This window comes from Halosegnis marinus (assembly GCF_029338355.1).
Taxonomy (GTDB): Archaea; Halobacteriota; Halobacteria; order Halobacteriales; family Haloarculaceae; genus Halosegnis; species Halosegnis marinus.
The window spans coordinates 466209-489183 of the sequence record NZ_CP119802.1; the positions used below are offsets into that span (position 1 = coordinate 466209).

The 22975-nt window shown below is 71.1% G+C and carries 29 protein-coding genes and 1 tRNA gene; 17 read left to right on the forward strand and 13 right to left on the reverse strand.

Annotated elements, in window-relative coordinates; genetic code table 11:
- Positions 1 to 8: 8 nt before the first annotated feature.
- The 4 genes from pstC to phoU all read left to right on the forward strand — a co-directional run bounded on the left by pstC (position 9) and on the right by phoU (position 4236).
- The gene (gene pstC / locus P2T37_RS02745) at positions 9 to 965 is read left to right on the forward strand and encodes a phosphate ABC transporter permease subunit PstC (protein ID WP_276235227.1); all 957 of its coding nucleotides are present in this window, start codon (positions 9 to 11) and stop codon (positions 963 to 965) included.
- Between the two features lies 1 nt (position 966).
- The gene (pstA, locus tag P2T37_RS02750) at positions 967 to 2610 is read left to right on the forward strand and encodes a phosphate ABC transporter permease PstA (RefSeq protein WP_276235228.1); all 1644 of its coding nucleotides are present in this window, start codon (positions 967 to 969) and stop codon (positions 2608 to 2610) included.
- A gap of 2 nt (positions 2611 to 2612) precedes the next feature.
- Positions 2613 to 3467 carry a phosphate ABC transporter ATP-binding protein PstB gene (gene pstB, locus P2T37_RS02755; RefSeq protein ID WP_276235229.1) on the forward strand — a complete coding sequence of 285 codons (855 nt, stop codon included), beginning with the start codon at positions 2613 to 2615 and terminating at the stop codon, positions 3465 to 3467.
- 88 nt (positions 3468 to 3555) lie between these two features.
- Positions 3556 to 4236 (forward strand): phosphate signaling complex protein PhoU, encoded by a 681-nt coding sequence (phoU, locus tag P2T37_RS02760; protein WP_276235230.1) that lies wholly within the window; start codon positions 3556 to 3558, stop codon positions 4234 to 4236.
- Here phoU and P2T37_RS02765 read toward each other — a convergent pair.
- Together P2T37_RS02765 and P2T37_RS02770 are read right to left on the reverse strand one after the other, a co-directional pair.
- Positions 4230 to 4562, reverse strand: a complete 333-nt coding sequence (locus P2T37_RS02765; RefSeq protein ID WP_276235231.1) for a hypothetical protein — start codon at positions 4560 to 4562, stop codon at positions 4230 to 4232. The genes phoU and P2T37_RS02765 overlap by 7 nt on opposite strands.
- The gene (locus P2T37_RS02770; protein WP_276235232.1) at positions 4555 to 5760 is read right to left on the reverse strand and encodes an NAD-binding protein; all 1206 of its coding nucleotides are present in this window, start codon (positions 5758 to 5760) and stop codon (positions 4555 to 4557) included. Before P2T37_RS02770 ends, P2T37_RS02765 begins: the two co-directional genes overlap by 8 nt.
- A gap of 73 nt (positions 5761 to 5833) precedes the next feature.
- Here P2T37_RS02770 and P2T37_RS02775 point away from each other — a divergent pair, with 73 nt between their 5' ends.
- The 5 genes from P2T37_RS02775 to P2T37_RS02795 all read left to right on the forward strand — a co-directional run bounded on the left by P2T37_RS02775 (position 5834) and on the right by P2T37_RS02795 (position 9350).
- Complete coding sequence (locus P2T37_RS02775) at positions 5834 to 7045, forward strand: potassium channel family protein (RefSeq protein ID WP_276235233.1); 1212 nt, start codon at positions 5834 to 5836, stop codon at positions 7043 to 7045.
- A complete protein-coding gene (locus P2T37_RS02780) occupies positions 7042 to 8208 on the forward strand; it encodes a DUF8167 domain-containing protein (RefSeq protein WP_276235234.1) in 1167 nt (388 codons plus the stop codon). Before P2T37_RS02775 ends, P2T37_RS02780 begins: the two co-directional genes overlap by 4 nt.
- A 23-nt stretch (positions 8209 to 8231) precedes the next feature.
- Positions 8232 to 8567: a ferredoxin gene (locus P2T37_RS02785; RefSeq protein WP_276235235.1), complete on the forward strand. Its 336-nt coding sequence runs from the start codon at positions 8232 to 8234 to the stop codon at positions 8565 to 8567.
- A 155-nt stretch (positions 8568 to 8722) separates the two neighbouring features.
- Positions 8723 to 8807 (forward strand) — tRNA-Leu (locus P2T37_RS02790).
- A gap of 45 nt (positions 8808 to 8852) precedes the next feature.
- Positions 8853 to 9350: a DUF5813 family protein gene (locus P2T37_RS02795; protein WP_276235236.1), complete on the forward strand. Its 498-nt coding sequence runs from the start codon at positions 8853 to 8855 to the stop codon at positions 9348 to 9350.
- A gap of 15 nt (positions 9351 to 9365) precedes the next feature.
- Here P2T37_RS02795 and P2T37_RS02800 read toward each other — a convergent pair whose 3' ends face one another.
- Together P2T37_RS02800 and P2T37_RS02805 are read right to left on the reverse strand one after the other, a co-directional pair.
- Positions 9366 to 9578 (reverse strand): Lrp/AsnC family transcriptional regulator, encoded by a 213-nt coding sequence (locus tag P2T37_RS02800; protein WP_276236205.1) that lies wholly within the window; start codon positions 9576 to 9578, stop codon positions 9366 to 9368.
- Positions 9579 to 9595: 17 nt separating this feature from the next.
- Positions 9596 to 10285, reverse strand: coding sequence for a potassium channel family protein (locus P2T37_RS02805; protein ID WP_276235238.1), 690 nt, complete (start codon positions 10283 to 10285; stop codon positions 9596 to 9598).
- A gap of 80 nt (positions 10286 to 10365) precedes the next feature.
- On the opposite strand from P2T37_RS02805, the gene P2T37_RS02810 reads away from it, so the two are divergent.
- A complete protein-coding gene (locus tag P2T37_RS02810) occupies positions 10366 to 10596 on the forward strand; it encodes an Lrp/AsnC ligand binding domain-containing protein (protein ID WP_276235239.1) in 231 nt (76 codons plus the stop codon).
- Between the two features lie 42 nt (positions 10597 to 10638).
- Positions 10639 to 11184, forward strand: a complete 546-nt coding sequence (locus P2T37_RS02815) for a hypothetical protein (protein ID WP_276235240.1) — start codon at positions 10639 to 10641, stop codon at positions 11182 to 11184.
- Positions 11185 to 11211: 27 nt separating this feature from the next.
- Here the strand turns inward: P2T37_RS02815 and P2T37_RS02820 are convergent, their stop codons facing one another.
- The gene (locus tag P2T37_RS02820) at positions 11212 to 12255 is read right to left on the reverse strand and encodes a thiamine pyrophosphate-dependent enzyme (protein WP_276235241.1); all 1044 of its coding nucleotides are present in this window, start codon (positions 12253 to 12255) and stop codon (positions 11212 to 11214) included.
- A 31-nt stretch (positions 12256 to 12286) separates the two neighbouring features.
- Entirely contained in the window at positions 12287 to 12487 is a 201-nt protein-coding gene (locus tag P2T37_RS02825; RefSeq protein ID WP_276235242.1) for a hypothetical protein, read from the reverse strand.
- 86 nt (positions 12488 to 12573) lie between these two features.
- On the opposite strand from P2T37_RS02825, the gene P2T37_RS02830 reads away from it, so the two are divergent.
- On the forward strand, positions 12574 to 13677 hold the full coding sequence (locus P2T37_RS02830) for a serine hydrolase domain-containing protein (RefSeq protein WP_276235243.1): 1104 nt from the start codon (positions 12574 to 12576) through the stop codon (positions 13675 to 13677).
- Here P2T37_RS02830 and P2T37_RS02835 read toward each other — a convergent pair.
- Positions 13674 to 14864 (reverse strand): redox-regulated ATPase YchF, encoded by a 1191-nt coding sequence (locus P2T37_RS02835; RefSeq protein WP_276235244.1) that lies wholly within the window; start codon positions 14862 to 14864, stop codon positions 13674 to 13676. The two genes, P2T37_RS02830 and P2T37_RS02835, sit on opposite strands and share 4 nt — an antisense overlap.
- Positions 14865 to 14983: 119 nt before the next feature.
- Between P2T37_RS02835 and P2T37_RS02840 the strand changes: the two genes are divergently transcribed.
- On the forward strand, positions 14984 to 15823 hold the full coding sequence (locus P2T37_RS02840) for a ZIP family metal transporter (RefSeq protein WP_276235245.1): 840 nt from the start codon (positions 14984 to 14986) through the stop codon (positions 15821 to 15823).
- Here the strand turns inward: P2T37_RS02840 and P2T37_RS02845 are convergent.
- A complete protein-coding gene (locus P2T37_RS02845; RefSeq protein ID WP_276236206.1) occupies positions 15820 to 16164 on the reverse strand; it encodes a DUF5802 family protein in 345 nt (114 codons plus the stop codon). The genes P2T37_RS02840 and P2T37_RS02845 overlap by 4 nt on opposite strands.
- A gap of 198 nt (positions 16165 to 16362) precedes the next feature.
- Here P2T37_RS02845 and P2T37_RS02850 point away from each other — a divergent pair, with 198 nt between their 5' ends.
- The gene (locus P2T37_RS02850) at positions 16363 to 17247 is read left to right on the forward strand and encodes a hypothetical protein (protein WP_276235246.1); all 885 of its coding nucleotides are present in this window, start codon (positions 16363 to 16365) and stop codon (positions 17245 to 17247) included.
- Between the two features lie 57 nt (positions 17248 to 17304).
- Positions 17305 to 17970, forward strand: a complete 666-nt coding sequence (locus P2T37_RS02855) for an ArsR/SmtB family transcription factor (RefSeq protein ID WP_276235247.1) — start codon at positions 17305 to 17307, stop codon at positions 17968 to 17970.
- Here P2T37_RS02855 and P2T37_RS02860 read toward each other — a convergent pair.
- Both P2T37_RS02860 and P2T37_RS02865 read right to left on the reverse strand, forming a co-directional pair.
- Complete coding sequence (locus P2T37_RS02860; RefSeq protein WP_276235248.1) at positions 17967 to 18422, reverse strand: hypothetical protein; 456 nt, start codon at positions 18420 to 18422, stop codon at positions 17967 to 17969. The genes P2T37_RS02855 and P2T37_RS02860 overlap by 4 nt on opposite strands.
- 37 nt (positions 18423 to 18459) lie before the next feature.
- Complete coding sequence (locus P2T37_RS02865) at positions 18460 to 18654, reverse strand: hypothetical protein (protein WP_276235250.1); 195 nt, start codon at positions 18652 to 18654, stop codon at positions 18460 to 18462.
- Between the two features lie 93 nt (positions 18655 to 18747).
- On the opposite strand from P2T37_RS02865, the gene gatD reads away from it, so the two are divergent.
- Positions 18748 to 20010 carry a Glu-tRNA(Gln) amidotransferase subunit GatD gene (gene gatD / locus P2T37_RS02870; RefSeq protein WP_276235251.1) on the forward strand — a complete coding sequence of 421 codons (1263 nt, stop codon included), beginning with the start codon at positions 18748 to 18750 and terminating at the stop codon, positions 20008 to 20010.
- Positions 20007 to 20888 carry a GNAT family N-acetyltransferase gene (locus P2T37_RS02875; protein ID WP_276235252.1) on the forward strand — a complete coding sequence of 294 codons (882 nt, stop codon included), beginning with the start codon at positions 20007 to 20009 and terminating at the stop codon, positions 20886 to 20888. The genes gatD and P2T37_RS02875 overlap by 4 nt, the downstream gene beginning before the upstream one ends.
- On the opposite strand, the gene P2T37_RS02880 is transcribed toward P2T37_RS02875, so the two are convergent.
- From P2T37_RS02880 to P2T37_RS02890, 3 genes are all read right to left on the reverse strand, one after another.
- On the reverse strand, positions 20885 to 21163 hold the full coding sequence (locus P2T37_RS02880; RefSeq protein ID WP_276235253.1) for a ubiquitin-like small modifier protein 1: 279 nt from the start codon (positions 21161 to 21163) through the stop codon (positions 20885 to 20887). The two genes, P2T37_RS02875 and P2T37_RS02880, sit on opposite strands and share 4 nt — an antisense overlap.
- 171 nt (positions 21164 to 21334) lie before the next feature.
- Positions 21335 to 22369: a siroheme decarboxylase subunit beta gene (gene ahbB, locus P2T37_RS02885; protein WP_276235255.1), complete on the reverse strand. Its 1035-nt coding sequence runs from the start codon at positions 22367 to 22369 to the stop codon at positions 21335 to 21337.
- Between the two features lie 113 nt (positions 22370 to 22482).
- Complete coding sequence (locus P2T37_RS02890; protein ID WP_276235256.1) at positions 22483 to 22959, reverse strand: redoxin domain-containing protein; 477 nt, start codon at positions 22957 to 22959, stop codon at positions 22483 to 22485.
- Between the last annotated feature and the right edge of the window lie 16 nt (positions 22960 to 22975).

Here is a 22975-nt window from a genome sequence, read left to right on the forward strand (position 1 = left end):
TAGCATAGATGAGCACGGACGACTTCACGGACGACCTGACACGGAACACGGCGAACGCGCCCGAGGAGTTGGCCACGCGCGCCTTCTTCTTCGTCTGTGCCGCCCTGTCGATCATCACGACGGTCAGCATCGTCGTGCTGCTGGTGACGGAGGCCGCGAAGTTCTTCTCCGTCTCCGCCCCGCTGGTGGGGTTCCAGGGGGAGACCGTCGCGCTCCTCGACTTCGTCACCGGGACGACGTGGGAGATAAACAACAACGAGTTCGGCGTGCTCGCGCTCGTCTCCGCCACGGTGTTCGTCACCGTCGGGTCGGCCGTCATCGCGCTCCCGCTGGGCGTCGGGACGGCCATCTACCTCAGCGAGTACGCGACCCCGCGGGCGCGGTCCGTGCTCAAGCCCGCGCTGGAGATACTCGCGGGCGTCCCGACGGTCGTCTACGGCTTCTTCGCGCTCATCTACATCACGCCGGCCATCCAGTGGGTGTTCCCCGAGACGGGGACGTTCAACATCGCCGCGGCGAGCGTCGTGGTCGGCATCATGATAATCCCGATGGTCGCCTCCATCAGCGAGGACGCCATGTCGGCCGTGCCGGACGAACTCAGACAGGCCGGCTACGGGATGGGTGCGACGAAGTTCGACGTCTCGACCGGCATCGTCGTCCCCGCCGCGCTGTCGGGCATCGTCTCCTCGTTCATCCTCGCGCTGTCGCGCGCCATCGGCGAGACGATGGCCGTGACGGTCGCCGCCGGCTCGCAGGCGGCCTTCCTCGACCCGGTGCCGAGCTCCTTCCTCGAAGGGGCGCTGCCGATGACCGCCGCCATGATCAAACTGCTGCTCAGCGACATCACGGGCGGGGGGCTCGCCTACCGGAGCCTCTTCGCCATCGGACTGACCCTGTTCGTCATCACGCTCGCGATGAACGTGGTCAGCGACCTCGTCGCACAGCGCTACCGGGAGGAGTACTGAGATGGCGACCGACAGCGCCGTCGTGGAGGGGTTCGGCCGGGTCAGCCGCACCGCCGGAACCGTGTTCCGGTACCTGCTGTTGGCCGCGACGCTGTTCGGCCTGGTCGCGCTCACCGTCCTCCTCGTCTTCGTCTTCAACGACGCCGTCCAGCCGTTCACCGCCGACCCCGGCTGGCACCTCACCTACTTCCTCACGCTCGTCGTGCCGTCGCTCGCCGTCGGAGGCTACCTGTTCGCGCGGAACCGCGCCGCGCTCCGGACCGGCCTGACGACCATCGGCCTCCTCGTCGTCTCGCTCATGTTCGCGGGCGGCGTCGGGATGATATTCGTCGACATCGTCTCGCCCATCGTCTGGTTCGCGTACGTCCTCGCGCTCGCGATACCCACGGCCGTCGTCTACGGCGTCCGGCGGGCGGGCCTCGACCTGCCCTTCGTCGCGCGGGTCGGCGGCGCCGTCCTGCTCTACTACCTCTCCCTGTTCGGCCTGCCGGGGCCGGTCGGGAGCCTCGCGGGCGTCCCGAGCGTCGTGCCGGGCGTCGCGGGACTGGTCCAGTCGATACCGGTGCTCCCGGTGGACTGGATGCTCCTGACCGTGGCGTTCGTGCTCCCGGCCGCGGCGCTCGTCGGGCGGTCCGCCCGGGGTCGGGCGGGCGGCCGCGCGGGACTCGTCGCGGGGGGCGCGGCGCTCGCCGCGGCCGTCGTCGCGGCCGTCGCCGGCCCGTTCGTCGGCGTCACCTCGGTGCCCGCCCTCGTGCTGGTCGTCGTGGTCGGCTTCCCGACCGCGACGTACGTCTCCGGCGTCGCGCGCGGCCCGGAACGGGCGGGCCTCCTCGTGCCGGGCGTGCTGGTCGGGGGCGCGCTCGCCGGGGCCGTCGCCGTCGAGGCGCTCGGCTTCGCCGGCCCCGCCTCGTGGGTGGACTGGCAGTTCCTCACCAGCGCGCACAGCAGTACCGCGGAGAACGCCGGGCTCTACCCCGCCATCGGCGGGTCCATCCTCCTGATGATAACCGTCGCCGTGCTGTCGTTCCCGCTCGGCGTCGGCGCGGCGGTGTACCTGGAGGAGTACGCGCCGGACAACCGCCTCACGCGGCTCATCGACGTGAACATCTCCAACCTCGCGGGCGTCCCCTCCGTCGTCTACGGCCTGCTCGGCCTCGGCGTCTTCATCCGCTACCTGGGGAGCCCGACCGGCACCGTCCTCGTCGGCGGCGCGACGCTCGCGCTGCTCATCCTCCCCATCGTCATTATCTCCTCGCGGGAGGCCATCCGCTCGGTTCCCAACGACGTCCGACAGGCCTCCTACGGGATGGGGGCGACCCGCTGGCAGACGGTGAAGAACGTCGTCCTGCCGCGGGCGTTCCCGGGTATCCTCACGGGGACCATCCTCGCGCTCGGGCGGGCCATCGGCGAGACGGCCCCGCTCATCATGATCGGCGCGCCCGACGTGCTGTTCTCGCTCCCGACCGACCTCTCCTCGAAGGTGTCGGCGATGCCGCTGCAGGTGTTCGCGTGGGCGAGCCTCTACGCCGGGCCGGACTTCTGGCAGAAGGCCGTCCCGGCCGGCGTCGTCGTCCTCGTGAGCGCGCTGCTCGCGATGAACTCGGTGGCCATCGCCCTCCGTAACAAGTACCAGCAGGACAACTGACCATGACTGACGAGACACAGCAGACGGCCGACCCGCGCAGCGAGGAACCGATAGTCGAGACGGACGTGAGCGAGAGCGTCGCGGGGACGGGGCGCGGCGGCCCCACCCGCACCGTCGTCGAGGCGCGCGACGTGGACGTCTACTACAACGACGTGCAGGCCCTCGACGGCATCTCGCTCGCCATCCCCGAGAACCGCGTCACCGCGATGATCGGTCCCTCGGGGTGCGGCAAGTCCACCTTCCTGCGGTGTATCAACCGGATGAACGACCTCATCGACGCCGCGCGCGTCGAGGGGGAACTCCGCATCCGCGGGAAGAACGTCTACGACGACGACGTGGACCCCGTCGCGCTCCGCCGGCGGGTCGGTATGGTGTTCCAGAAGCCGAACCCCTTCCCGAAGTCCATCTACGACAACGTCGCCTACGGGCTGGAGATACAGGACAAGGAGGGCGACTACGACGAGATCGTCGAGGAGTCGCTCAAGCGGGCCGCGCTGTGGGACGAGGTGAAGGACAAGCTCCACACCTCCGGGCTCGACCTCTCCGGGGGCCAACAACAGCGGCTCTGCATCGCGCGGGCCATCGCCACCGACCCGGAGGTCCTGCTGATGGACGAGCCGGCCAGCGCGCTCGACCCCGTCGCCACCTCGAAAATAGAAGACCTCATCGACGACCTCGCCGGCGAGTACACGGTCGTCATCGTCACGCACAACATGCAGCAGGCCGCGCGCATCTCCGACAAGACCGCGGTGTTCCTGACCGGCGGCGAACTCGTCGAGTTCGACGACACCGAGACGGTGTTCCAGAACCCGAGTTCGCAGCGCGTCGAGGACTACATCACCGGGAAGTTCGGGTGAGGGGTATATAGTCGGCTCGTGAGGTATGGTGTGAGGAATATTCACATCCCCAAAGGTTCTTGCGGGGCGACGGTGTCTCCCCGGTAAGATGGCACGAAAGGGGTATCAGGAGAAGCTCGCGGCGCTGCGCGAGGACGTCCTCTACATGAGCGAGGTCGTCCTCGACCGGCTCCGTACCGGGCTGTCCGCGCTGGAGGAGAAGGACGACGACCTCGCGTGGGAGGTCATCGAGGGCGACGACGAGGTGAACGAACTGTACCTCGAACTGGAGAGCGACTGTATCGACCTGCTGAGCCTCCAGCAGCCCGTGGCGGGGGACCTGCGCTTCATCGCGGCGTCGTTCAAGATAATCACCGACCTCGAACGGGTCGGCGACCTCGCCACCAACCTCGGCGACTACACCCTCGACGCCGAACAGGAGCGCTACCCGGACGTGGACATCCAGGCCATCGGCGACGCCGTCATCGAGGCCATCGAGGAGGCGATGGCCGCCTACGAGACGAAGGACACGGACGCCTGCTTCGCCATCGCCGACCACGACGACGACATCGACGCCATGTGCGAGCGCGCCTCCACCACCGTCGTGCGCGAACTCATCGAGACGGAGATAGACGACGACACGACGGAGTCGGAGATAGAGGACCTGATGGCCGACGTGTCGCGGTTCCTGCTCACGGTGCGCGACCTCGAACGCGTGGGCGACCACGCGGTCAACATCGCCGGCCGGACCCTCTACATGGTCGAGTCCGACGACGCGCTCATCTACTGAAGTTCGGCCGCCCGGTCCGCCGCTGCCGCCTCGTCCTCGCACCGCTCGCGGAGCGTCCCCGACTCGGTCTCCACCACCAGCGTCGCGACCGACGACCGGAGCCACAGCGCCAGCCCGACGCCCGACGCCAGGAACAGCAGGACGCCGAGCGGGAACACCGTCGGGAACGGGACGCCCGCGGCGACGGCGCCCGTCGGGACGAGGACGCCGAGCAACAGCGAGGCGAGGCCGCCGACGAGCGGGCGGACGTCGCGGCCGGTCTCGACGCGGACCGACCGCACCGTCTCGCGCGCGACCGTCTCGCCGCCGACCGTCACCTCAGTCATTCTCCAGCCGTTCCTCGTCGGGCACGTCGAGTATCATCTCGGCGATGGACTCCATGTCGCCCGTGCCGAGCGCGCTCTGGACGAGCAGGTGGCCGCCGATGACGGCCGGGGAGATGACGGTGTCGGCGCCCGCCCGGCGGAGCTTCTTGGCGTTCTCCCGCTCCGTGGCGGCGGCGACGATGTTTATCTCGGGGTTGAGTTCCCGCGCCGTGAGCACGGCGAGCGCGTCCTGTGCGTCGTCGTCGGTCGCGGCGACGAGCGCGCGGGCCCGCTCGATGCCGACGCGGAGCAGCGGCTCCTCGTCCGACGGGTCCGCGGTTATCACCTCGATGTCGCGCTCGCGCATCTGTTGGGCCCGCTCGGGCGAGCGCGTGACGACGACGTACTGCGGCCCCCCGGCCGTCTCCGCCAGTTCTTCGATGACCGGTTCCGTGAGGTCGGAGACCCCGACCACGATGACGTGGTCCTCCAGCAGGTCGAGTGTCGAGTCGTTCATGGTTCCGAGCGCTTGTGCGAGCCGCGCCTCGATGGCCGGCGTCAGCAGCGTCCCCAGCGCCACACCGAAGGAGGCGACGCCGAGCAGCAGGACCGACATGGTGAACAGCCGCGCCTGCGCCGAGGCCGGGGCCGGGTAGACGTCGCCGTACCCCACCGTCGAGGAGGTGACGAGCGTGAAGTAGAACGCGTCCGTCACCGTGGCGACGTTCGTGAACTCCTCGCGGAGCACGTACGTCCCGATGGTCCCGTACGCCTGCGTGCCGATGATGGCCGCCAGCGCGGCGAGCTGGGTCGTCGAGAGGTCGAAGTCGCGGTCGAACACACCGCGGTTGAGGAGCACCGTCGGCAGCGACAGCACCGACAGCACCACCAGCGGGTACGAGTAGGCGCTGGTCTGGGCGAGGCCCTGCAGGGCCGTGACGGGCAACAGCAGGACCGTGAGGTACCACGCCCCGCGGAGCCGTCGCCGGAGGCCGTAGGCGGCCCCGAGCATCAGGAAGCCGGTGAGCGCGCCGGTGAAGCCCGCGGTCCGCTGGACGAGTTCGGGGACGAAGGGCGCGAGCAGTCCGGAGATGTCCGTCGTTCCGATGTTGACGATGCCGGTGACGACCGACAGCAGCGCGACGGCGGCCGGGAGCCACATCGCCGCGCGGACTCCGAGCACGCGCGCGAGCCGACGCCGTCGCCCGTCCTCGCTCATACGCGGAACCGACCGTCGGGCCCGGCATAAGCCGTCCGGTAGCTGTATATCCTCCCCGCCTGTTGCCCGGACAATGGCACCCCTTCCCGTCGAGATACTCCAGGGGATATACCTCGGCGTTCTCACCGGCATCCTCCCGGCACTCGTCGCGTGGGCGATGGGATTCGCGTTCAAGTACGTCACCGGGGTTTCCATCCCCGGGTTCGGTGTGGTCGTGATGGCGCTCGCGCTCGCGGGCGTCAACGGCGGCCTGCTCGCGCTCACCGACGAGAACATCCTCGACTCCGCGACCGGTCCCGTCATCGTCACCGCCATCGTCGTCGTGTTGATGCTGTCGCTGTACGCCCACGCGAAGGGCGACGCGATGGGCGCGGCGTTCCCGAAACGGCTCTCGCTGTCGGCGCTGCGCGAGCGCACCCTCTCGGCGGACGTGGTCGAGCGCGTCGGCGGGCGCGGTCGGGCCCGCGTCACCGTCGTCGGCGAGGTCGCCGACATGGAGGGGTACCCGCCGCTCACCGAGGAGATACGCAAGGGCATCAAGGAGGGCGAGTGGCGCTTCCCGGCGGAACTCCCGGTCGGCGAACTCGAAACCCGGTTCGCGGAGCGGCTCCGCACCGAGTTCGACCTGACCGACGTGTCCGTGGCCCTCGACGAGCGCGCGAACGCGACGGTCGCGGCCGCGCCGCCGCTGTCGGGGCTCTCGAAGCGCATCCCCGCCGGGAAGCGCGCCGTCTCAGTCGAGACGCTCGTCCCGACGGGGCTCGCGCGCGGCGACCTCGTGACCGTCACGGCCGGCGAGGCGACCGTCGAGGGGACGGTCGTGAGCGCGCGCTCCGGGGCGGGGTCGGAGAAGCCGGCCGCCGCCACCGACGGCGGTGAGGACGCGACCGAGCCGGCACCCGCACCCGCCACGACGACCGGCGGGGAGGGGCGGGTGACGGTGGCCGTCGCGCGGGCGGACGCTCCCGTGCTCCTCGGGACCGACCGCGCTCGCGTCGTCGTCCGGGCACGCGGCACGCACCGCGAGTACGAACTCGTCTCGCTGCTGCGGCGCGCCGGCAAGCGGTTCAGGAAGGTCACCGTCGGCGAGGACGGCGCGCTGACGGGCCGAACCCTCGGCGACGCCTCCCTGCGCGAGGAGTACGGCGTCGCGGTGCTCGCGGTACGCCGACCCGACGGCTGGACGCTCGCGCCGCGGGGCGACACGACGCTGACCGCGGGCGACGAGCTGTTCACGGTCGGGTCGCGGGACGCGCTCGACCGTCTCGCGGGGGTGACGGCGTGACCCAAGCCGTCGAGCTGCTGGGACGGGTCGTGGCCAACGCCGTCACCGTCGCCGGGCTGAGCCTCCTCTCGGGGCTGCTCGCGACCCTCCTCGGCGTCGTCCACCGCTGGTACGCCCGCGCGACGGTTCCCGCGGGGCTGTCCGTCCTCGTCGGCCTGACTGCGGTCGTTCTCGTGTTGAACGTCGAGTCGGCGCTCGGGACGCTCATCACCGGAGCGACGAACGGTTCGAGCCCCGGAACCGTGTTCGACACGGGCGTCATCGTCGTGAACACGACCGTTCTCGCGGCGAGCGCCGTCGCCGCCGCGGCCGGGGGTCGCCTCGGCGACCAGCTCGGCGAATCGACGTTCGCGCTGACGGGGTCCGGCGCGGTGGACGTGGACGTCTCCGCGGTCGTGCAGGCCGTCGGGCGCGTCATCACCGTCGACCTCCCAGAGGAGATCGGCGACATCGAGGGGTACGACCCCGTCGCGCCGGGCGTCAAGGAGACGCTCGCGGGCGAGACGCTCGTCTTCCCGCGCCGGCTCACGGTGGACGAGCTCCGCGACCGCGTCGCCGCGCGGCTCCGCACCGACTACGGCGTCGGTCGGGTCGACGTCGACGTCGAGGCCGACGGCACCGTCGCGTACCTCGCCGTCGGTTCCCGCGAGTCCGGAATCGGACCGACGCTTCCCCCGGAGAGCTGTGCGGTCGCGGTGCGCGCGGACCCCGCTCACGCCGCCAGCGCCGGGGACCTCGTACAGGTGTACCGGACGGGCGCGGACGGCCCGGAGCGGGTCGCCCTCGCGGAACTGCGCGGGACGGCGGGCGACGTGGCGACGCTGGCGGTCGACACCGCCGACGCGGACGCGCTCGCCGCCGAGGAGCGCTACCGGCTGGCGACGCTCCCGGTCGAACCCCGCTCGGACCGCGAGTTCGCGTCGCTGTTGCGCGCGGCCGACGAGACGATGGGCGTCGTCACGCTCGCCGAGGGGAGCGACCTCGTCGGCACGCCCGTCGGCGCGGTCGACGCCGCGGTCGTGGCGGTCCGCGGTCACGGCGGACTCGAACCCATCCCGTCGCGGTCGCGCGTGCTCGCCGCCGGCGACGACCTCTACGTCATCGCCGCGCCGAGCCGGCTTCGGCGGCTCGACGCGGCGGCGGGCGCGAGCGACAGCGACTAATCCCGTCCGCGCTATCGACCGGTATGGCCGACGAGCCCATCGACCCGAGCGACATCGGCGAGGCGGACGCCCCGCCGGTCGAGGAGGCGCCCTACAAGCTGGTGTTCGAGGCGAACAAGTGCATCGCGGCGGGCAAGTGTGCCGAGGTCTCCGCGAACTGGGAGATGGACCTCTCGACGGGCATCGCGAAGCCGCTCACGTACTTCTTCGACGAGTCGGAACTCGACCACAACCTCCGCGCGGCGGAGGTCTGCCCCGCGAAGAAGGACCGCGGCGTCATCCACGTCGTGGACCGGCGGACGAACGAGGAGATAGCCCCCGACCCCGAGGGGGACGGCACGCTCTCCGTGGACTGGTAGGCGAACAGGCGGTTCGTCGCCCGGCCCAACCCGTGAACCGCGCTCCCGCCTCGGCGGGTCGGGGCCGCGTTCAGCGCATCCCCGGGCCTGGCCGCGCCATCGCACTTGAACCCGACCGTAACCCCTTTTCACCGTGGGCGGGGAGTGACGGACGCGCGGGGATGGCCGAGTCAGGCCAAAGGCGGCGGACTTAAGATCCGCTCTCGTAGGAGTACGTGGGTTCGAATCCCTCTCCCCGCATCCGCCGACGAGCGGCTTTTCCGCTCGGGGCCCGTTCTCCCGGCAATGACACTCCCCGACAGCGCCGAGCGGGCCTTCGACGCCCACGAGGCGTTCGTACGCGACGCCGACGGCTACGAACTGACGACGACGCGGTTCGACGGCCGCGTCACGGCCGAGGAGACCGAAGAGTGGGCACACCGCTACACGCTCTCCGTGCGCGCGCCGATGCTCTCGGCCGCGGTCGAGGGCGAGGTCGGCCCGGACCTCGAATCCGGCTGGTTCGACACCTTCGCGCTCCGCCTGGAGGACGCGCCCGGCGCGGTCCGCGAGTCGGTCGAACTGGAGACGCTGGACGTGCGCCGGGAGGCCGGGCACGCGGTCGCCGAGTTCGTCTTCGAGTGGGGGAACGCCGACCGCGCGCCCGCCGTGGCGAAGGCGCTCGGCGAGTACGTCGAGGGGACGTACATGGAGGGCGTCGTCCCCGGGTTCGACTACCGCGAGCCGGTAGCGTCGATGCTCTCGACGGCGAGTCAAGGGGAGGGAACGGGGACGCCGCTGTAGCGGCGCGGGGGAGGGTTACTCCATCGCGACGTAGGTGTGGGTGTCCTCGACGCCGTCGAGGTTCCGCACCGTCGTCGCGGCTATCTCGCGCACCTCGGCCGGCGACTCGACCCGGACCTTGGCGATGAGGTCCACGTCGCCGGCCACGATGTGGACGCTCTCGACGCCCTCGACGGCCGCCACCTCGTCGCGGAGCCGGTCGGCGTCGCCCGTGTGCGCTTTCACCATCACGTAGGCGAGGACGCTCACGCCGCATCACCCGCGAGCGCGGCGTGTGCGTGCTCGCCGACGACGATACGGCGCACGTCGGCGAGGCGGTCGAAGTCCACGAGCGCGACCAGCCGGTCGCCCGTCTCCAGCGAGTGGTCCTCGTCGGGGAGGCCGAACTCCGCGCCCGCCTTGCCGAACGCGAGGAGCCGGCAGTCCGCCGGCAGTTCCAGCTCGGAGAGGCTGTAGCCGTGCATCGGCGACTCGTCCGTGACGGTGAGTTCGACCACCTGGAGGTGGTGGGCCACGTCGGCGATGGCACGGATGGAGCCGCCGAGAAGCGCGTTCTTGGCGACGATGGCGCCGAGCCGTTCGGGGTACACCACCTCGTCCACGTCCGTCGCGTACGCCCGGAGGACCTCCTCGTGGGACTCCGAGGTGGCCCGCAACACGGTCCGGCAGCCGTGCCCCTTGGCTATCATGCAGGCGAGGACGTTCACCTCGAACGACCCCGAGAGCGCCGCGAGGCCGTCGGCGTCGGCCAGCCCCGCCTCCAGCAGGGTGGCCTCGTCGGAGCCGTCGCCCTCGACCACGTCCACCCCCTCGTCGCGGAGCCGGTCCACCGTCGTCCGGTTCGGCTCGACGAGCGTCACCGTGTGGCCCTCCTCGCGAACCACCCGGGCGGTCCGCATCCCGACCCGACCAGCACCCACGATAACAAACCTCATGGTACGCCGTACGACGGAGGAGGACAAAGGGCTTACCCCGGCGGGGGAAGGCTTTTCTCCGGGTGCGGCGACTGGTGTGTATGGTGCGAGCATATGTCATGGTCGATGCGGGAGCGAGCGACGCGGCGTCGCTGCTCGACGACGTGCTCGCCGTCGCCCACGTGGTCGAGGCCCACATCGTGGCCGGCGAGTACGACGTCATCGCGGAGGTGGAGGCCGAGGAGGTGAGCGACGTGATGGCGACGGTCGCGACGAACGTCCGCGCCGTCGACGGCGTCGCGGACACGCGAACGTACGTCTGTCTGGAGTAGTCGAAAGGGAGTTGCGGCCGCGGCCGCCAGTCGGTCGTAGGGATGCGCGGAATCGATGACGACGAGGAGGTCGAGCGGGCGCTCCGGTATCTGGTGGACTCGTTCGAGTCCTCGGGGGACAACCCGAAGCCGGTGATACTGCACAGTACGCGGGTGGGGATGGACCTCTACGACAGGGGGTACGGGACCCGCGTCGTCGTCTCCGGCTTCCTCCACGACCTGCTGGAGGACACGGCCGTGACCGGCGACGACGTCCGGTCGGCGTTCGGCGCTGACGTCGCGGAAACCGTGGAGGCCGTCAGTTTCGACGAGGGCATCGACGACTACCTGGAGCGACACTACGACATCTACCGGCGGTGCTTCGAGACGGGGAGGGGCGCGGTCCTCGTCAAGGCCGCGGACGTGCTGGACAACAGCGAGTACTACGGCCTCGGCGACTCGGCCGAGTTGGGGCGGAACCAGGTCGAGAAGATGACCTACTTCGTCGAGAACTCGGAGCCGTACATCGGGGACGAGGACATCCATCGGGAACTCGCCGAGGCGCTCCCGACCGTGAGGGAACGGGTGGCCGAGCGGAACGGGAACTGAGGCCCGGGTCGTGCCGAAGCGGCGTCGCTACCGCTCGACGCCCTCGATGCCGTGTCGCTCCGCGTGGTCGCGGAGCCACGCCCGCTGCGTTTCGAGGCGCGGCGGCGTCTCGGCGTACACGTGGTCGAACACCTCGTCGAGGTCCGGCTCCGGGGTGTCCTCGGCGGCGGCGACGGCCGCGTCGAGTTCCCGTTTCGCGTCCGCCTCCAGTTCGGAGCGGGTCGCGCCGTCCACGACGCGCTCGGCGACGAGGTACTCCTCGAATCGGTCCAGCGGGTCGCGGGTGCGCCACTCGGGGTAGTCGGCGCGCTCCTCGTACCGGCTGGGGTCGTCGCTCGTGGTGTGGGGGCCGAGCCGGTAGGTGAGCGCCTCCACGAGGACGGGGTCGCCCGCGCGGACGGAGTCGAGCGCCCCGCCGACGGTTTCGAGAACGGCGAGCGGGTCCATCCCGTCCACCTGCACGCCCTCGAAGCCGTACGCGTCGGCCTTCGCGGCGATGGAGGCGGCCCGGGTCTGTTTCTCGCGGGGGAGGGAGATAGCCCACCCGTTGTTCTCACAGAGGAACAGACACGGCGCGTCGAAGACGCCCGCGAAGTTCAGTCCCTCGTGGAAGTCCCCCTCCGAGGTCGCCCCGTCGCCGAAGTAGGCGACGGCGGCCCGGTCGCCGTCGTCGCGCTGCATCGCCATCGCCGCGCCCGCGGCGTGGGGTATCTGCGTGGCGATGGGGACCGCCTGCGGGAAGTTCGGCACGTCGTGGTCGGAGCCGTACTCGTCGTGGCCCCGGCGGAACCGGAGGATGTCGGCCATCGGGACGCCGCGCGCGATCTGCATCGCGTTCGAGCGGTAGGTGGGGAAGAGCCAGTCGTCGTCGCGCATGGCGTGTGCGGCCGCGACTTGGGTGGCTTCGCCGCCGCGGAACGGGGGATAGCCGGACATCCACCCGCGGCGCTGGAGGGCCAGCGCCCGCTCGTCGAAGGCGCGAGCCCGTACCATCCCCTCGAAGAGGGCGCGCGCGGTCGCCCCGTCGAACGGCGTCTCCGACAGCGAACGCTCGCCGATGACCCGGTGCATACCCGTCGTGCCGCCGGCCCGGTGAAAGCGGTTACGCTCCCTCCACGACGACGGCCCGCGACCCGCAGAACAGACACGAGTCGCCGTGTCGCAGCGCGACCAGTTGGCGACCGCAGTCGAGACAGTGGCACAGTTCGCGGTCGCCCGCGGCGAGTTCGGCGGCTATCGCCTCCGTCCGCGGCGGTATCATCCGGTCGGGCCGGCGCAGGTCCGGCTCGCGTTCGTCGGGCACGCTCCCCCCTGCGCGAACCGTGGGTAAGAGTGTCACGGTGCCGGCAGCCGCCGAACGCTTAACCCCCGACCGGCGGTCGCTCGGGCATGGACGACCCCTTCCCGCCGCGACACCGGACGGCGACGGTCCGCGACGCCGGAACCGGCATCGACACCGAGGCCGTGCGCGAGGCGGTCGCGACCGCGCGGGCCGGCGCGACGACCCCCGACGACGTGGCGTACGACCACGCGACCGAACACCACTGGGACGGCGACCCGCCCGAACACGCGGGCGCGCTCGGCCCGTTCCCCGACCGCCGCGGCGAGCAGAACGGCGTCGTGTTCCACCGCGGGGAACTCGTCGCCGAGTGGGGCGACACGACGCGCGTCGACCACTGCTTCAGCGTCGCCAAGTCCTTCCTCTCGCTTCTGGCGGGCGTCGCGAGCGACCGCGGCCTCGTGGACGTGACCGACCCCGTCGGCGAGTACGTCGAGGACGGGGGCTTCGAGGGGCACAACGCCGCGGTGACGTGGGAACACCTCCTGCAGGGGACGAGCGAGTGGGAGGGGACGCTGTTCGGCAAGCCCGACAGCGTGGACCGGAACCGGCCCGTGGGCCGCGACGCCGACGCGGTGGGCGACCGCGGCGTCCGCGACCTGCGCGACCCGGGCACCTACTGGGAGTACAACGACGTGCGCATCAACCGCCTCGCGCTCGCGCTGTTGCGCCTGTGGGGCGAACCGCTCCCCGAGGTGCTGGCCCGCGAGGTGCTGGGCCCGGTCGGCGCGTCCGGGGCGTGGTCGTGGCACGGCTACCGCAACTCCACGGTCGAGGTCGAGGGGCGCGCGATGGAGTCCGTCTCCGGCGGCGGCCACTGGGGCGGCGGCCTCTGGTCCAGCACGCGGAACCTCGCGCGCGTCGGCCTCCTGCTCGCGAACGACGGCGCGTGGGGCGGCCGGCAGGTCGTCTCGGCGTCGTGGCTCGACCGCGCGACGACGCCCTGCGACGTCGAACCCGGCTACGGCTACCTGTTCTGGCTCAACACGGACGGGGAACGGTTCCCGGGGACCCCGGAGTCCGCCTTCGCGGCGCTCGGCTACGGGTCGAACCAGGTGTGGATAGACCCGGAGGACGACCTCGTGGTCGTGTTGCGGTGGGTCGAGAGCGAGGCGGCGAACGAGGTGTACCGGACGCTTTCGGACGCGGTTTAGGCGGTCGTTATCAGTTCGACCACGTCGCGGTCGTCGAGTTCGTGGTCGCCGCCGACCTGCCGGCCGGTCCGGCAGTCGATGCCGTGGAGCAGGCCGTCGCCGATGGTGGAGTGGATGTGGTACGCGAAGTCCGAGGTGGTCGCGCCCTCGGGGAGGAGGAAGCAGTCGCGGAAGCGACCCTCCTCGTCGCCCTTCCCGTTCGCGCTGCCCGGGAAGACGGGGACGACGCCCAGCACGTCGAACAGGGCCGTCTCGATGGCACCCTGCACGCCCGTGCCGCCGTACTCGGCCACGAAGTCCTCGATGTCGGCGAGGCCCGCGGCCTGCTCGTCGGACACGTCGCCGGTGACCTCGAAGCCGTCCGCGCCGGGCGTGTAGTCCACGACGCCGGCCTCGTCGGCGTTCTTGAGCGCCTTCTCGGCGTGCGCGCTCGCCGCGACGAAGGTGAGGTGGTCGTAGTCGGAGTCGTTCGTGATCTCGTCCCAGTTCGCCCTCGCCTCGGGCGTGTCCATCTTGTTCGCCGCGATGAGGATGGGCTTCGTCTCCTTGCGTATCTCGCGGGCGAGTTCGACGGCGTCGTCGTCGTCCCACGTCTCGGGGTCGAGCGAGAGGTCACACCGGAGCACGAGCCGCTTTATCTCGTCCTTGTTCGTGCGGAACGCGGACATCTGCTCGGCGAGGACGACCTCGATGTCGGTGTTCTCCTTGTCGTAGGCGTCGGCGTACTTGTCGAGGCCCTTCTCCAGGATGCCGAGGTACCACTGGTCGAGTTCCTCCTCCAGGAAGTCGATGTCCTCGCGGGGGTCGTGGCCCTCCGTCGGCTCCCCCTCGGCGTCGGTGGTACCCGAGAAGTCCACGACGTGGACGAACGCGTCCGCCCCGTTCAGGTCGGTGAGGAACTGGTTCCCGAGCCCCTTCCCCTCGTGCGCGCCGGGGATGAGGCCGGCCACGTCCACGAGCTTGACGGGGACGAACCGGGTGCCGTCGTCGCAGTAGCCGACGTTCGGGGTACACTCCGTGTCGAACTCCGGGGCGGCACACTCGACGCGGACGTACGCCTCGCCCACGGAGGGGTCGATGGTCGTGAACGGGTACGCGCCCTCGGGCACGTCGTTCATCGTCGCGGCGTTGAAGAACGTCGACTTGCCCACGGAGGGCTTGCCGACGAGACCGATGGTGTAGCTCATTGACGGATGGGGGTCTCTCGCCCGTTTCAGGGTTTCCACCCGCGGGCGCACCGCCACGCGATACCGTACCACGGCGCGGCCACCCCAACAGTCAGGGAGGGGGAACGAGACGGGCCGGTATGCTCGCCGAGCAGTTCGTGGACCTCGTGGGGCCGAACCCCGTCGTGCAGGCGCTCGTCGCGGGGGTCGTCATCGCCCTGTTCAACACCGCCGGGGCGCTCGTCGTTCTCGTCTGGCGCGACCCCTCCGAGCGCGGCCTCGACACGGCGCTCGGCTTCGCCGCCGGGGTGATGCTGTCGGCGTCGTTCACGAGCCTCCTGTTGCCCGGCATCGACATCGCTTCGGAGGCCGACTACCCCGCGGTCGGCCTCGGCGGCGTGGAACTCGTCGGCATCGTTCCGGTTCTCGTCGGCTTCGCGCTCGGCGTCGCCGTCCTCGACCGCGCGGACGACTGGGTGCCGGGCGTGCAGGCCGTCGTCACGGGTCGCGGCGTCGACGCCGCGGACGCCCGCTTCTCGGCGCTCGTCCTCTTCATCGTCGCCATCACGCTCCACAACATGCCGGAGGGACTGGCCGTCGGCGTCGGCTTCGGCTCCGGCGACGTGGGGCGGGGGCTGGCGCTGATGCTCGCCATCGGCGTCCAGAACGTCCCCGAGGGGCTCGCGGTGTCCGTCGCCGCGGTCAACGCGGGGCTCGGAAGTCGCTTCTACGCCGGCGTCGCCGGCATCCGCGCGGGACTCGTGGAGATACCGCTCACCGTGTTCGGCGCGGCCGTCGTCGCCGTGGCCGCGCCCGCCGTCCCCTACGCGATGGGCTTCGCGGCGGGCGGGATGCTGTTCGTCATCTTCCACGAGATCGTGCCGCAGACGCACGCCCGCGGGAACGAACACGAGGCGACCGTCGGCCTGATGGTCGGTCTCGTCGTGATGCTCGCGCTCGACGTGCTGCTCGCGGCCTAGCCGGACGCCGCCCCGAAGCCGACGAACCGCGAGGCGACCTCCTCCTTCGCGAGCAGGACCTCCGAGAGCGTCGGGGGGTTGCGGATGCCCGCGGCGTCGAGCGTCGCCTCCGGGACGGCGAGCGTCCGCTCGGGAACGCCCTCCGCGCCGTGGACGGGGAGGTGGGCCGTCCCGACCTTCATCACCAGCGGGTAGTCGAGCCGCTCTACCCCCTCGCCGTCGGCGTAGAGCTGCTCGTTCACGGTCTCGTGGTCGTCCCGGCACATCACCACCCGGTCCCCGTCGGTCGGCTCCACGTAGAGCCGCCCGAGGTAGTAGCCGCTGGAGAACTGTTCGAACATCGTGTCCGGTAGTGTGTGAGACATACCCACACATAAGCGTTGGCCGGGACGCTTATGCGGACCCGCTATCAGTCGCCGCCGCCCCCGTCCAACGACCCGTTAAGCCGAGGATTCGCGGGACGGAACGTCGATGAACGGTTTGAAACGACGGAACGGCTCTCACTATTTATAGGTGTAAGGGGGTTAGAGGGGAACAGAATGACCGACCGACCCGTCGTCGTGGTGGTGGTGGTCGCGCTCGCGCTGCTCGGGGCGGTGGCCCCGGCGGTCGCGGTCCCGACCGGCGACGCCGCCGGGAGCGCGTCCGGCGCGGCGCAGGCGGCCAACAACACCACGAACTCCACCGGCCTCGGGGCCTCCATCTCCGGGTTCATGCAGACCAGCGCGGCCAGCGCCGAGGGCGAGGTCGACGACGAGGTGTTCCGCGGCCGGTTCGCGAACGCCTCGAACGAGACGCGCCGCGCCCTCGTCGAGCAACGCGGCGACGAGCTGGTCGAACGGCTCGAACGGCTCCGCGCGCAGCGCGCCGAGCTACTGAACGGCTCGGACGACCTCACCGTCGGCGAGCGGGCCCGTGCTGCCCGGCTGCTGACCGAGATACGCTCGCTGCGGACCGCTATCAACACCACCGACGCGGCGGCCGCCGAGGTCGGCGTGAACGCGACGCGGCTGGCCGAACTCCGCGAGAACGCGAGCGAACTCGACGGCCCCGAGGTGGCCGAACTCGCCCGCGGGCTGGCCGGACGCGGCCCGCCGGCCGACCGGGGGCCCGACCGCGACGGCAACACGACCGACACCGACGATGACGGTCCCGGCGGGAGCGGTGAGGACGCCCGGGGAAACGGGAACGGGCGGGGGAACGGCTCCGCGACCCCCGGTAACGGTACCGACGGCGACCGCGGAAACAACAGCGAGCGCGGCAACGACGGCGACCGCGGAAACAACAGCGAGCGCGGCAACGACGGCGACCGCGGAAACAACAGCGAGCGCGGCGACGGCGGCGTGACCGGCACCCCGATAGCCACACCGACACCTACCCCCACGGCGACGCCCACGCCGACCGACGCCGAGGGCGGCGACTGACGCGCGGGCGTTCCGCGGGACGAGCGCTTATATTCGGTGAGGGCTAACGTCAGGTGAATGGACTCCGCCGAGCTGCTCGACCTGCTGGGGAACGAGAACCGGCGGCGTATCCTCCGGCTGCTCGCGCGCAAGCCGTGTTACGTCACCGAGATCTCCGAGTACCTCGGGGTGAGTCCCAAGGCGGTCATCGACCACCTGCGGAAGCTGGAGGAGGCGGGGCTCGTGGAGTCGCGCGTCGACGACCAGCGGCGGAAGTACTTCTCCATCGCGCGGAACCTCCGGCTGGAGGTGAACGTCTCGCCGTACGCCTTCGGCACGAAGTCGGCGTATCCGGCCTCGCGCTCGCTCGACATGACCGGCTGTCGCTACCTCTCGCTCCACCTCGAACGCGAGTCCGAACCCGGCACGGAGCGCGGCGACGACCTCTCCGCGCTCGCGGGCGAACTGGAGCGGCTGGAGACGCTGGAGAACGAGCTCTCGATGGCCCAGCGGTGGGTACAGGGCCGGCTCACGGACGTGATGGACGACATCTCGGAGCGGTTCGGGGAGGCCGACGGCCGCTTCTACGCCGAGGTGCTGTCGGCGCTCGCCAACGGCACGACCACGACGGAGGGCATCGCCCGGCGCGTCGACGCCAGCCCCGAGATGGTGGCCGACGCGCTCGCGAGCCTCGAAGACCTCGGCGTGGTCGCGCGGAGCGGGGGCGGCTGGCGGCTCGACTAGAGGTCGCGGGTCAGCCCAGCACGGAGGTCCCGCCCGAAGTAGTGCCCGAGCAGCGCCGCGAGCAGCCCCGCGCCGGCGCCGGCCGCCGCGACGGGAATCCCGACGTTCCCGACGACGGAGACGAGGAAGAACTGCGTGAGCGCCGCGACGGTCACGACGGCGGTGCCCGCCAGCGCGGTTTCGAGGTAGGCGCGCTTCGCGCGGACGAGCCCCAGCGCGAACGCGCCCACGAAGACGCCCGCGACGGTGGCGACGCTCCCCGGGAGGAACGGGACGAGGCCGACCGCGGCGCTCGCCACCACGCTGAGCAGCAGCGCGACGAGGAACGCGCGAAGCGAGAACGGCGAGCGGAGCCGCGAGCGGACGCCCGAGAGCCGGCCGCCCCCGTCGGACGACTCGGTTGCCTCCTCGCGGTCGTCCCGCTCGGCGAGCAGTTCGTCGGTCGCTGACATACCCCCGGTTGTCGCCCGACGGGTAACGGCTTTTCGCTCAGCGGTCCTCGCCCGGCGCGACGACGGCGGCCTCCCCATCCGCCTCGGCCGCCGGCGTCTCCTCCTCCAGCGCGTCCAGTAGGTCGATAGCCGATTCCACGTTCCGTTCCGCGCGCTCGTTCTCCGTGAACTCCGTCGCGTCCGAGAGAAGCCGCCGTGCCGCGCGGATGACCCCGTCGTGCCCCCTGCTCATAGGAGTAGGTGTTACCGCGGTATCATAAAAGGTATCCATGACCGGAGCGCCGACACGGGTGGATTGAAGTCCGCCGACCGGGTAGCGCCGGGCATGAACGCAGGAGACCGGGTCCGCGTCGCCCGCGGCGGCGTCACCCACGAGGGCGTGTTGATGCCCTCGACGACCGAGACACACCTCGTCGTCAAGCTCGACGGGGGGTACAACGTCGGCGTCGCCCGCGCCGAGGCCGACGCGGAGGTACTGGAGACGGACGCGTACGCCGTCGGCGACGGAACCGACGAGGAGGACGGGTCGGAGGTGGCCTTCGACGACGACCTCCCGACCGTCTCGCTCATCTCGACTGGGGGAACCATCGCCTCCACCGTCGATTACCGCACCGGCGCGGTGACGGCGCAGTTCGACGCCGAGGACGTGCTCCGGGCCGTCCCGGACCTCGCCGGGCGCGCGAACTACCGGGGCCGCGTCGTCGCCAACATCCTCTCGGAGAACATGGACACCGGCGTCTGGCGCGACCTCGCGGCGGCCGTCCGCGAGGAGATAGAAGCGGGCGCCGACGGCGTCGTCGTCATGCACGGGACGGACACGATGCAGTACACCGCGAGCGCGCTCTCCTTCATGCTCGACACGCCCGTCCCGGTCGTGTTCACGGGGAGCCAGCGCTCCGCCGACCGCCCCTCCTCCGACAACGTGATGAACGCCGTGTGTGCTGTCGAGGCCGCGACGGCCGATGCCGCCGAGGTGATGGTGTGTATGCACGCCACGGAGTCCGACGACGTCTGCGCACTCCACCGCGGCACCCGGGTCCGCAAGAACCACACCTCCCGGCGGAACGCCTTCGAGACGGTCGGCGGCGAGCCGATGGGCACGGTGGACTACGCGGCCGCGAGCGCCGGCGAGGAGTGCGTGACCTTCGCGGGCGACTACACCCCGCGCGGCGAGCGCGACCTCGCCGTCGCCCCGGACCTGAACGAGTCGGTCCAGCTGCTGAAGTTCACGCCGGGGATGGACCCGGCGCGGCTGGAGGCGCTGTCCGGGCTCGACGGCCTCGTCATCGAGGGGACGGGACTGGGCCACGTCCACACCGACCTCATCCCGACGCTCGCCGAGATGGTCGAGGACGGGACGGTCGTCGCCATGTCGTCGGCGTGTATCGAGGGCCGGGTCTGCGACCGGGTGTACGACACCGGGCGCGACCTGCTCGACGCCGGCGTCGTGGAGGCCGAGGACACCCTCCCGGAGACGGCCTACGTGAAGCTGATGTGGGCGCTCGCGAACCGCGACGACCCCGCGGCGGCGATGAGCGAGGGCCTCGCGGGCGAGGCGACGGCGCGCTCGACCCCGTGGCAGGCATGAAGGTCCGCCCCGCCACCCACGACGACTACGACGCGGTCGCCGCGTTCACGGAGAACACGTGGCCCGACCGCGACGGCGGCGACTACATCCCCCGCATCTACCACGACTGGATAGAGAACGACGACGCCGAGACGTTCGTGCTCGACGACGGCGAGGACCTCGCGGGCATCGCGCAGGGCGTCATGCTGTCGCCACACGAGGGGTGGGCACAGGGGATGCGCGTCAACCCCGACTACCGCGGCGAGGGCGTCTCGCCGCTGCTCTCGGAGGCGATATTCGACTGGTGTCGCGAGCACGGCGCGACCGTCTGCCGGAACATGGTGTTCTCGTGGAACGGCGCGGGGCTCGGACAGTCGCGCGCCACCGGCTTCGACCCCGCCGCGGAGTTCCGGTGGATGCTCCCCGACCCCGACCCGACGGCCGAGGCCGGCCTCGACGTGCGCAACGACCCGGACGCCGCGTGGTCGTGCTTCCACCGGAGCGACGCGAACGCGGCGCTGCGGGGGCTCACGCTCGACCTGGACGAGAGCTACGCCGTCGCGGAACTCACCCGCGAACGGCTCCACCGCGCCGCGGCCGAACAGCGCGTCTTCGCCGTCGGCGACGGCGACGGGACGCGGGCGATGTCGTACCGCACCCGGACGGGCGAGCGCGACGAGGAGACGTACGCCGAGTACGGGGTCGCGGCGTGGGCCGACACCGAGGCGCTCCGCTCGCTCGTCGCCGCGCTCCGCCGCGACGCCGCCGACCTCGGGGCGGACGCGACCCGCGTCTACATCCCCGAGACGGCCCGCCACGTCAGCGACGCGGCGTACGTCCGCGCGGGCATCTACGACGACCCCGACTTCCTCCTGGAGGCCGACCTGACCGGGCGCTAGCCGCCCGAGACCGGGGGGAACAGCGCCAGCGTGTCGCCCTCCTCCAGCCGGGTCTCGAACCCGTCACCGTCCGCGAACGGACTCGTGTCGTTGCGGAGCATCCGGATGTGCTCGCGCAGGTCGCCCGACTCGTCGACCGTCTCGTCGCGGAGCTCGGGGTGTGCATCGAGCAGGGCGTCGAACGCGTCGCGGACCGTGTCGCCCGCGCCCGCGTCCACCTCGACCTCCTTCGTCCCCGCCGTCTCCGCGAGGTTGGCGAACAGCTTCCACTTCACACCCCGACGAGCGGGCCGGCGGGCTTAGGGGTTGCGTCGCCGTCACGCGCGACCCGAAGGCCCTTGCCGGCGACGGGGGACTCCCCGGCGTGACCGACCCCGTCCCCGCCGCGCTCGCCGCGTGGCTGGAGCAGGGGGGCGAACGGCGGCTGGCGGCCGTCGAGTAGTCCCCTACTCCCCGACGATGTCGTCGTACTGCGCGCCCGTCTGTTTCAGCGTCGCGGTCGAGCGGAGGCGCTCGTGGTCGAAGGAGAGGTGGTCGGCGGCGAGTTCGTCGATGACGGCCTCGACGGCGGCCTCCTCGCGGCCGTGGACCATCGTGAACATGTTGTACGGCCAGTCCTGCTCGGGCCGGCGCGGCCGGTGGTAACAGAGGGTGACGTAGGGGAGCGACCCGACGGCCTCGCCGCGCGCGTCGAGTTCGTCGTCGGGCACGTCCCACACGACCATGCAGTTGGCGTCGAACCCCGTGACGACGTGGTTGACGACACAGCCGACGCGCTTGATACAGCCGTCGGCGAGCAGGCGCTCGACGGCCGCGAGCACCTCGGTCACGTCGGCGTCGAGCGCGTCGGCGACGTCCCGGTACGGCGTCGCCGAGAGCGGGAAGCCGTCCTGTATCTCGAGGAGGAGCCGACGGTCGAGGTCGGAGAGGTCCGCGGAGGCGTCCTCGGAGATGCGGGTCGCGGAGACCTCGGTTTCGGTCAGCGACTCCCGGGCGAACCGGTCCTCGTTGACGACGGGGAACTCCAGGTCGATGTAGTAGTCGGTCAGCATCGGGAGGTTCAACACCGCACAGCCGGTTCGGGCCTCGATGTCGGCGAGGATCTCGTCGCGACGCTCGCGCGACCCGGCGGTGACGACGAACCACATGTTCCACTCGTGGTCGCGCCGGTAGTTGTGGTTCACCTGCCGGTAGCCGTTGATCACCTCGGCTATCTCGTCGAAGCGGTCCTCGGGCGCCTTCACGGCCGCGAGCGTCGAGGAGCCGATGACGGGCGGATTGAGCACCGCGCCGAACCGCCGGAAGACGCCGCGCTCGCGCAGCCGACGGACGCGCTCGACGGCCTCGTCTTCCTCGATGCCGAGGGCCTCGGCCACGATACGGAAGGGGCGTTCGGCGACCGGGAAGTCGCTCTGGTACTCGTCAACGAGGACGGCGTCCACGTCGTCGAGCGACGCGCGCCAGTCGGCCTGCAGGCTCATTGGCTCGCGTAGGCGCGGCGCACATACCCCGTTTTCGGTTCCGTGAGCGGTCGCGGGGCTGGGGAGCGGTCGCGAGCGAACGAGAAGCGGGCGCGGGAGAACGGGAGGACGGCTCAGTCGAGCGACGCGACCGCGTCGAGCAGTTCCTCGTAGTCGGGCTCGACGGTCGGGTCCTCGGTGGTCCACGTGTAGCGGACCTGCCCGTCGGTGTCCACGACGAAGACGGCGCGGTTCGCGACGCCGTAGAGGCCGAGGTCCTCGATGTCGATTTCCAGGCCGTACGCGCGGATGGCGTCGCCGGCCATGTCGCTCACGAGGTCGAAGGAGAGGTCGTACTCCTCGCGGAAGGCGTTGAGCGAGAACGCCGAGTCGGCGCTGACGCCGAGCAGGCGGACGCCCGCGTCCGCGAAGGCGTCGGCGTGTTCCTCCAGCGCGACCATCTCGTTCGAACAGGGGGGCGTGAACGCGCCGGGGAAGAAGGCGAGGACGACGGGACCGTCGCCGAGCGCCCCCGCGAGGGAGAACTCGCCCACGTCGCCGTCGGCTATCGTCGCGTCGAACGTCGGGGCGTCGTCGCCGGTGGATACCATGGCTCCGACGAGGGGC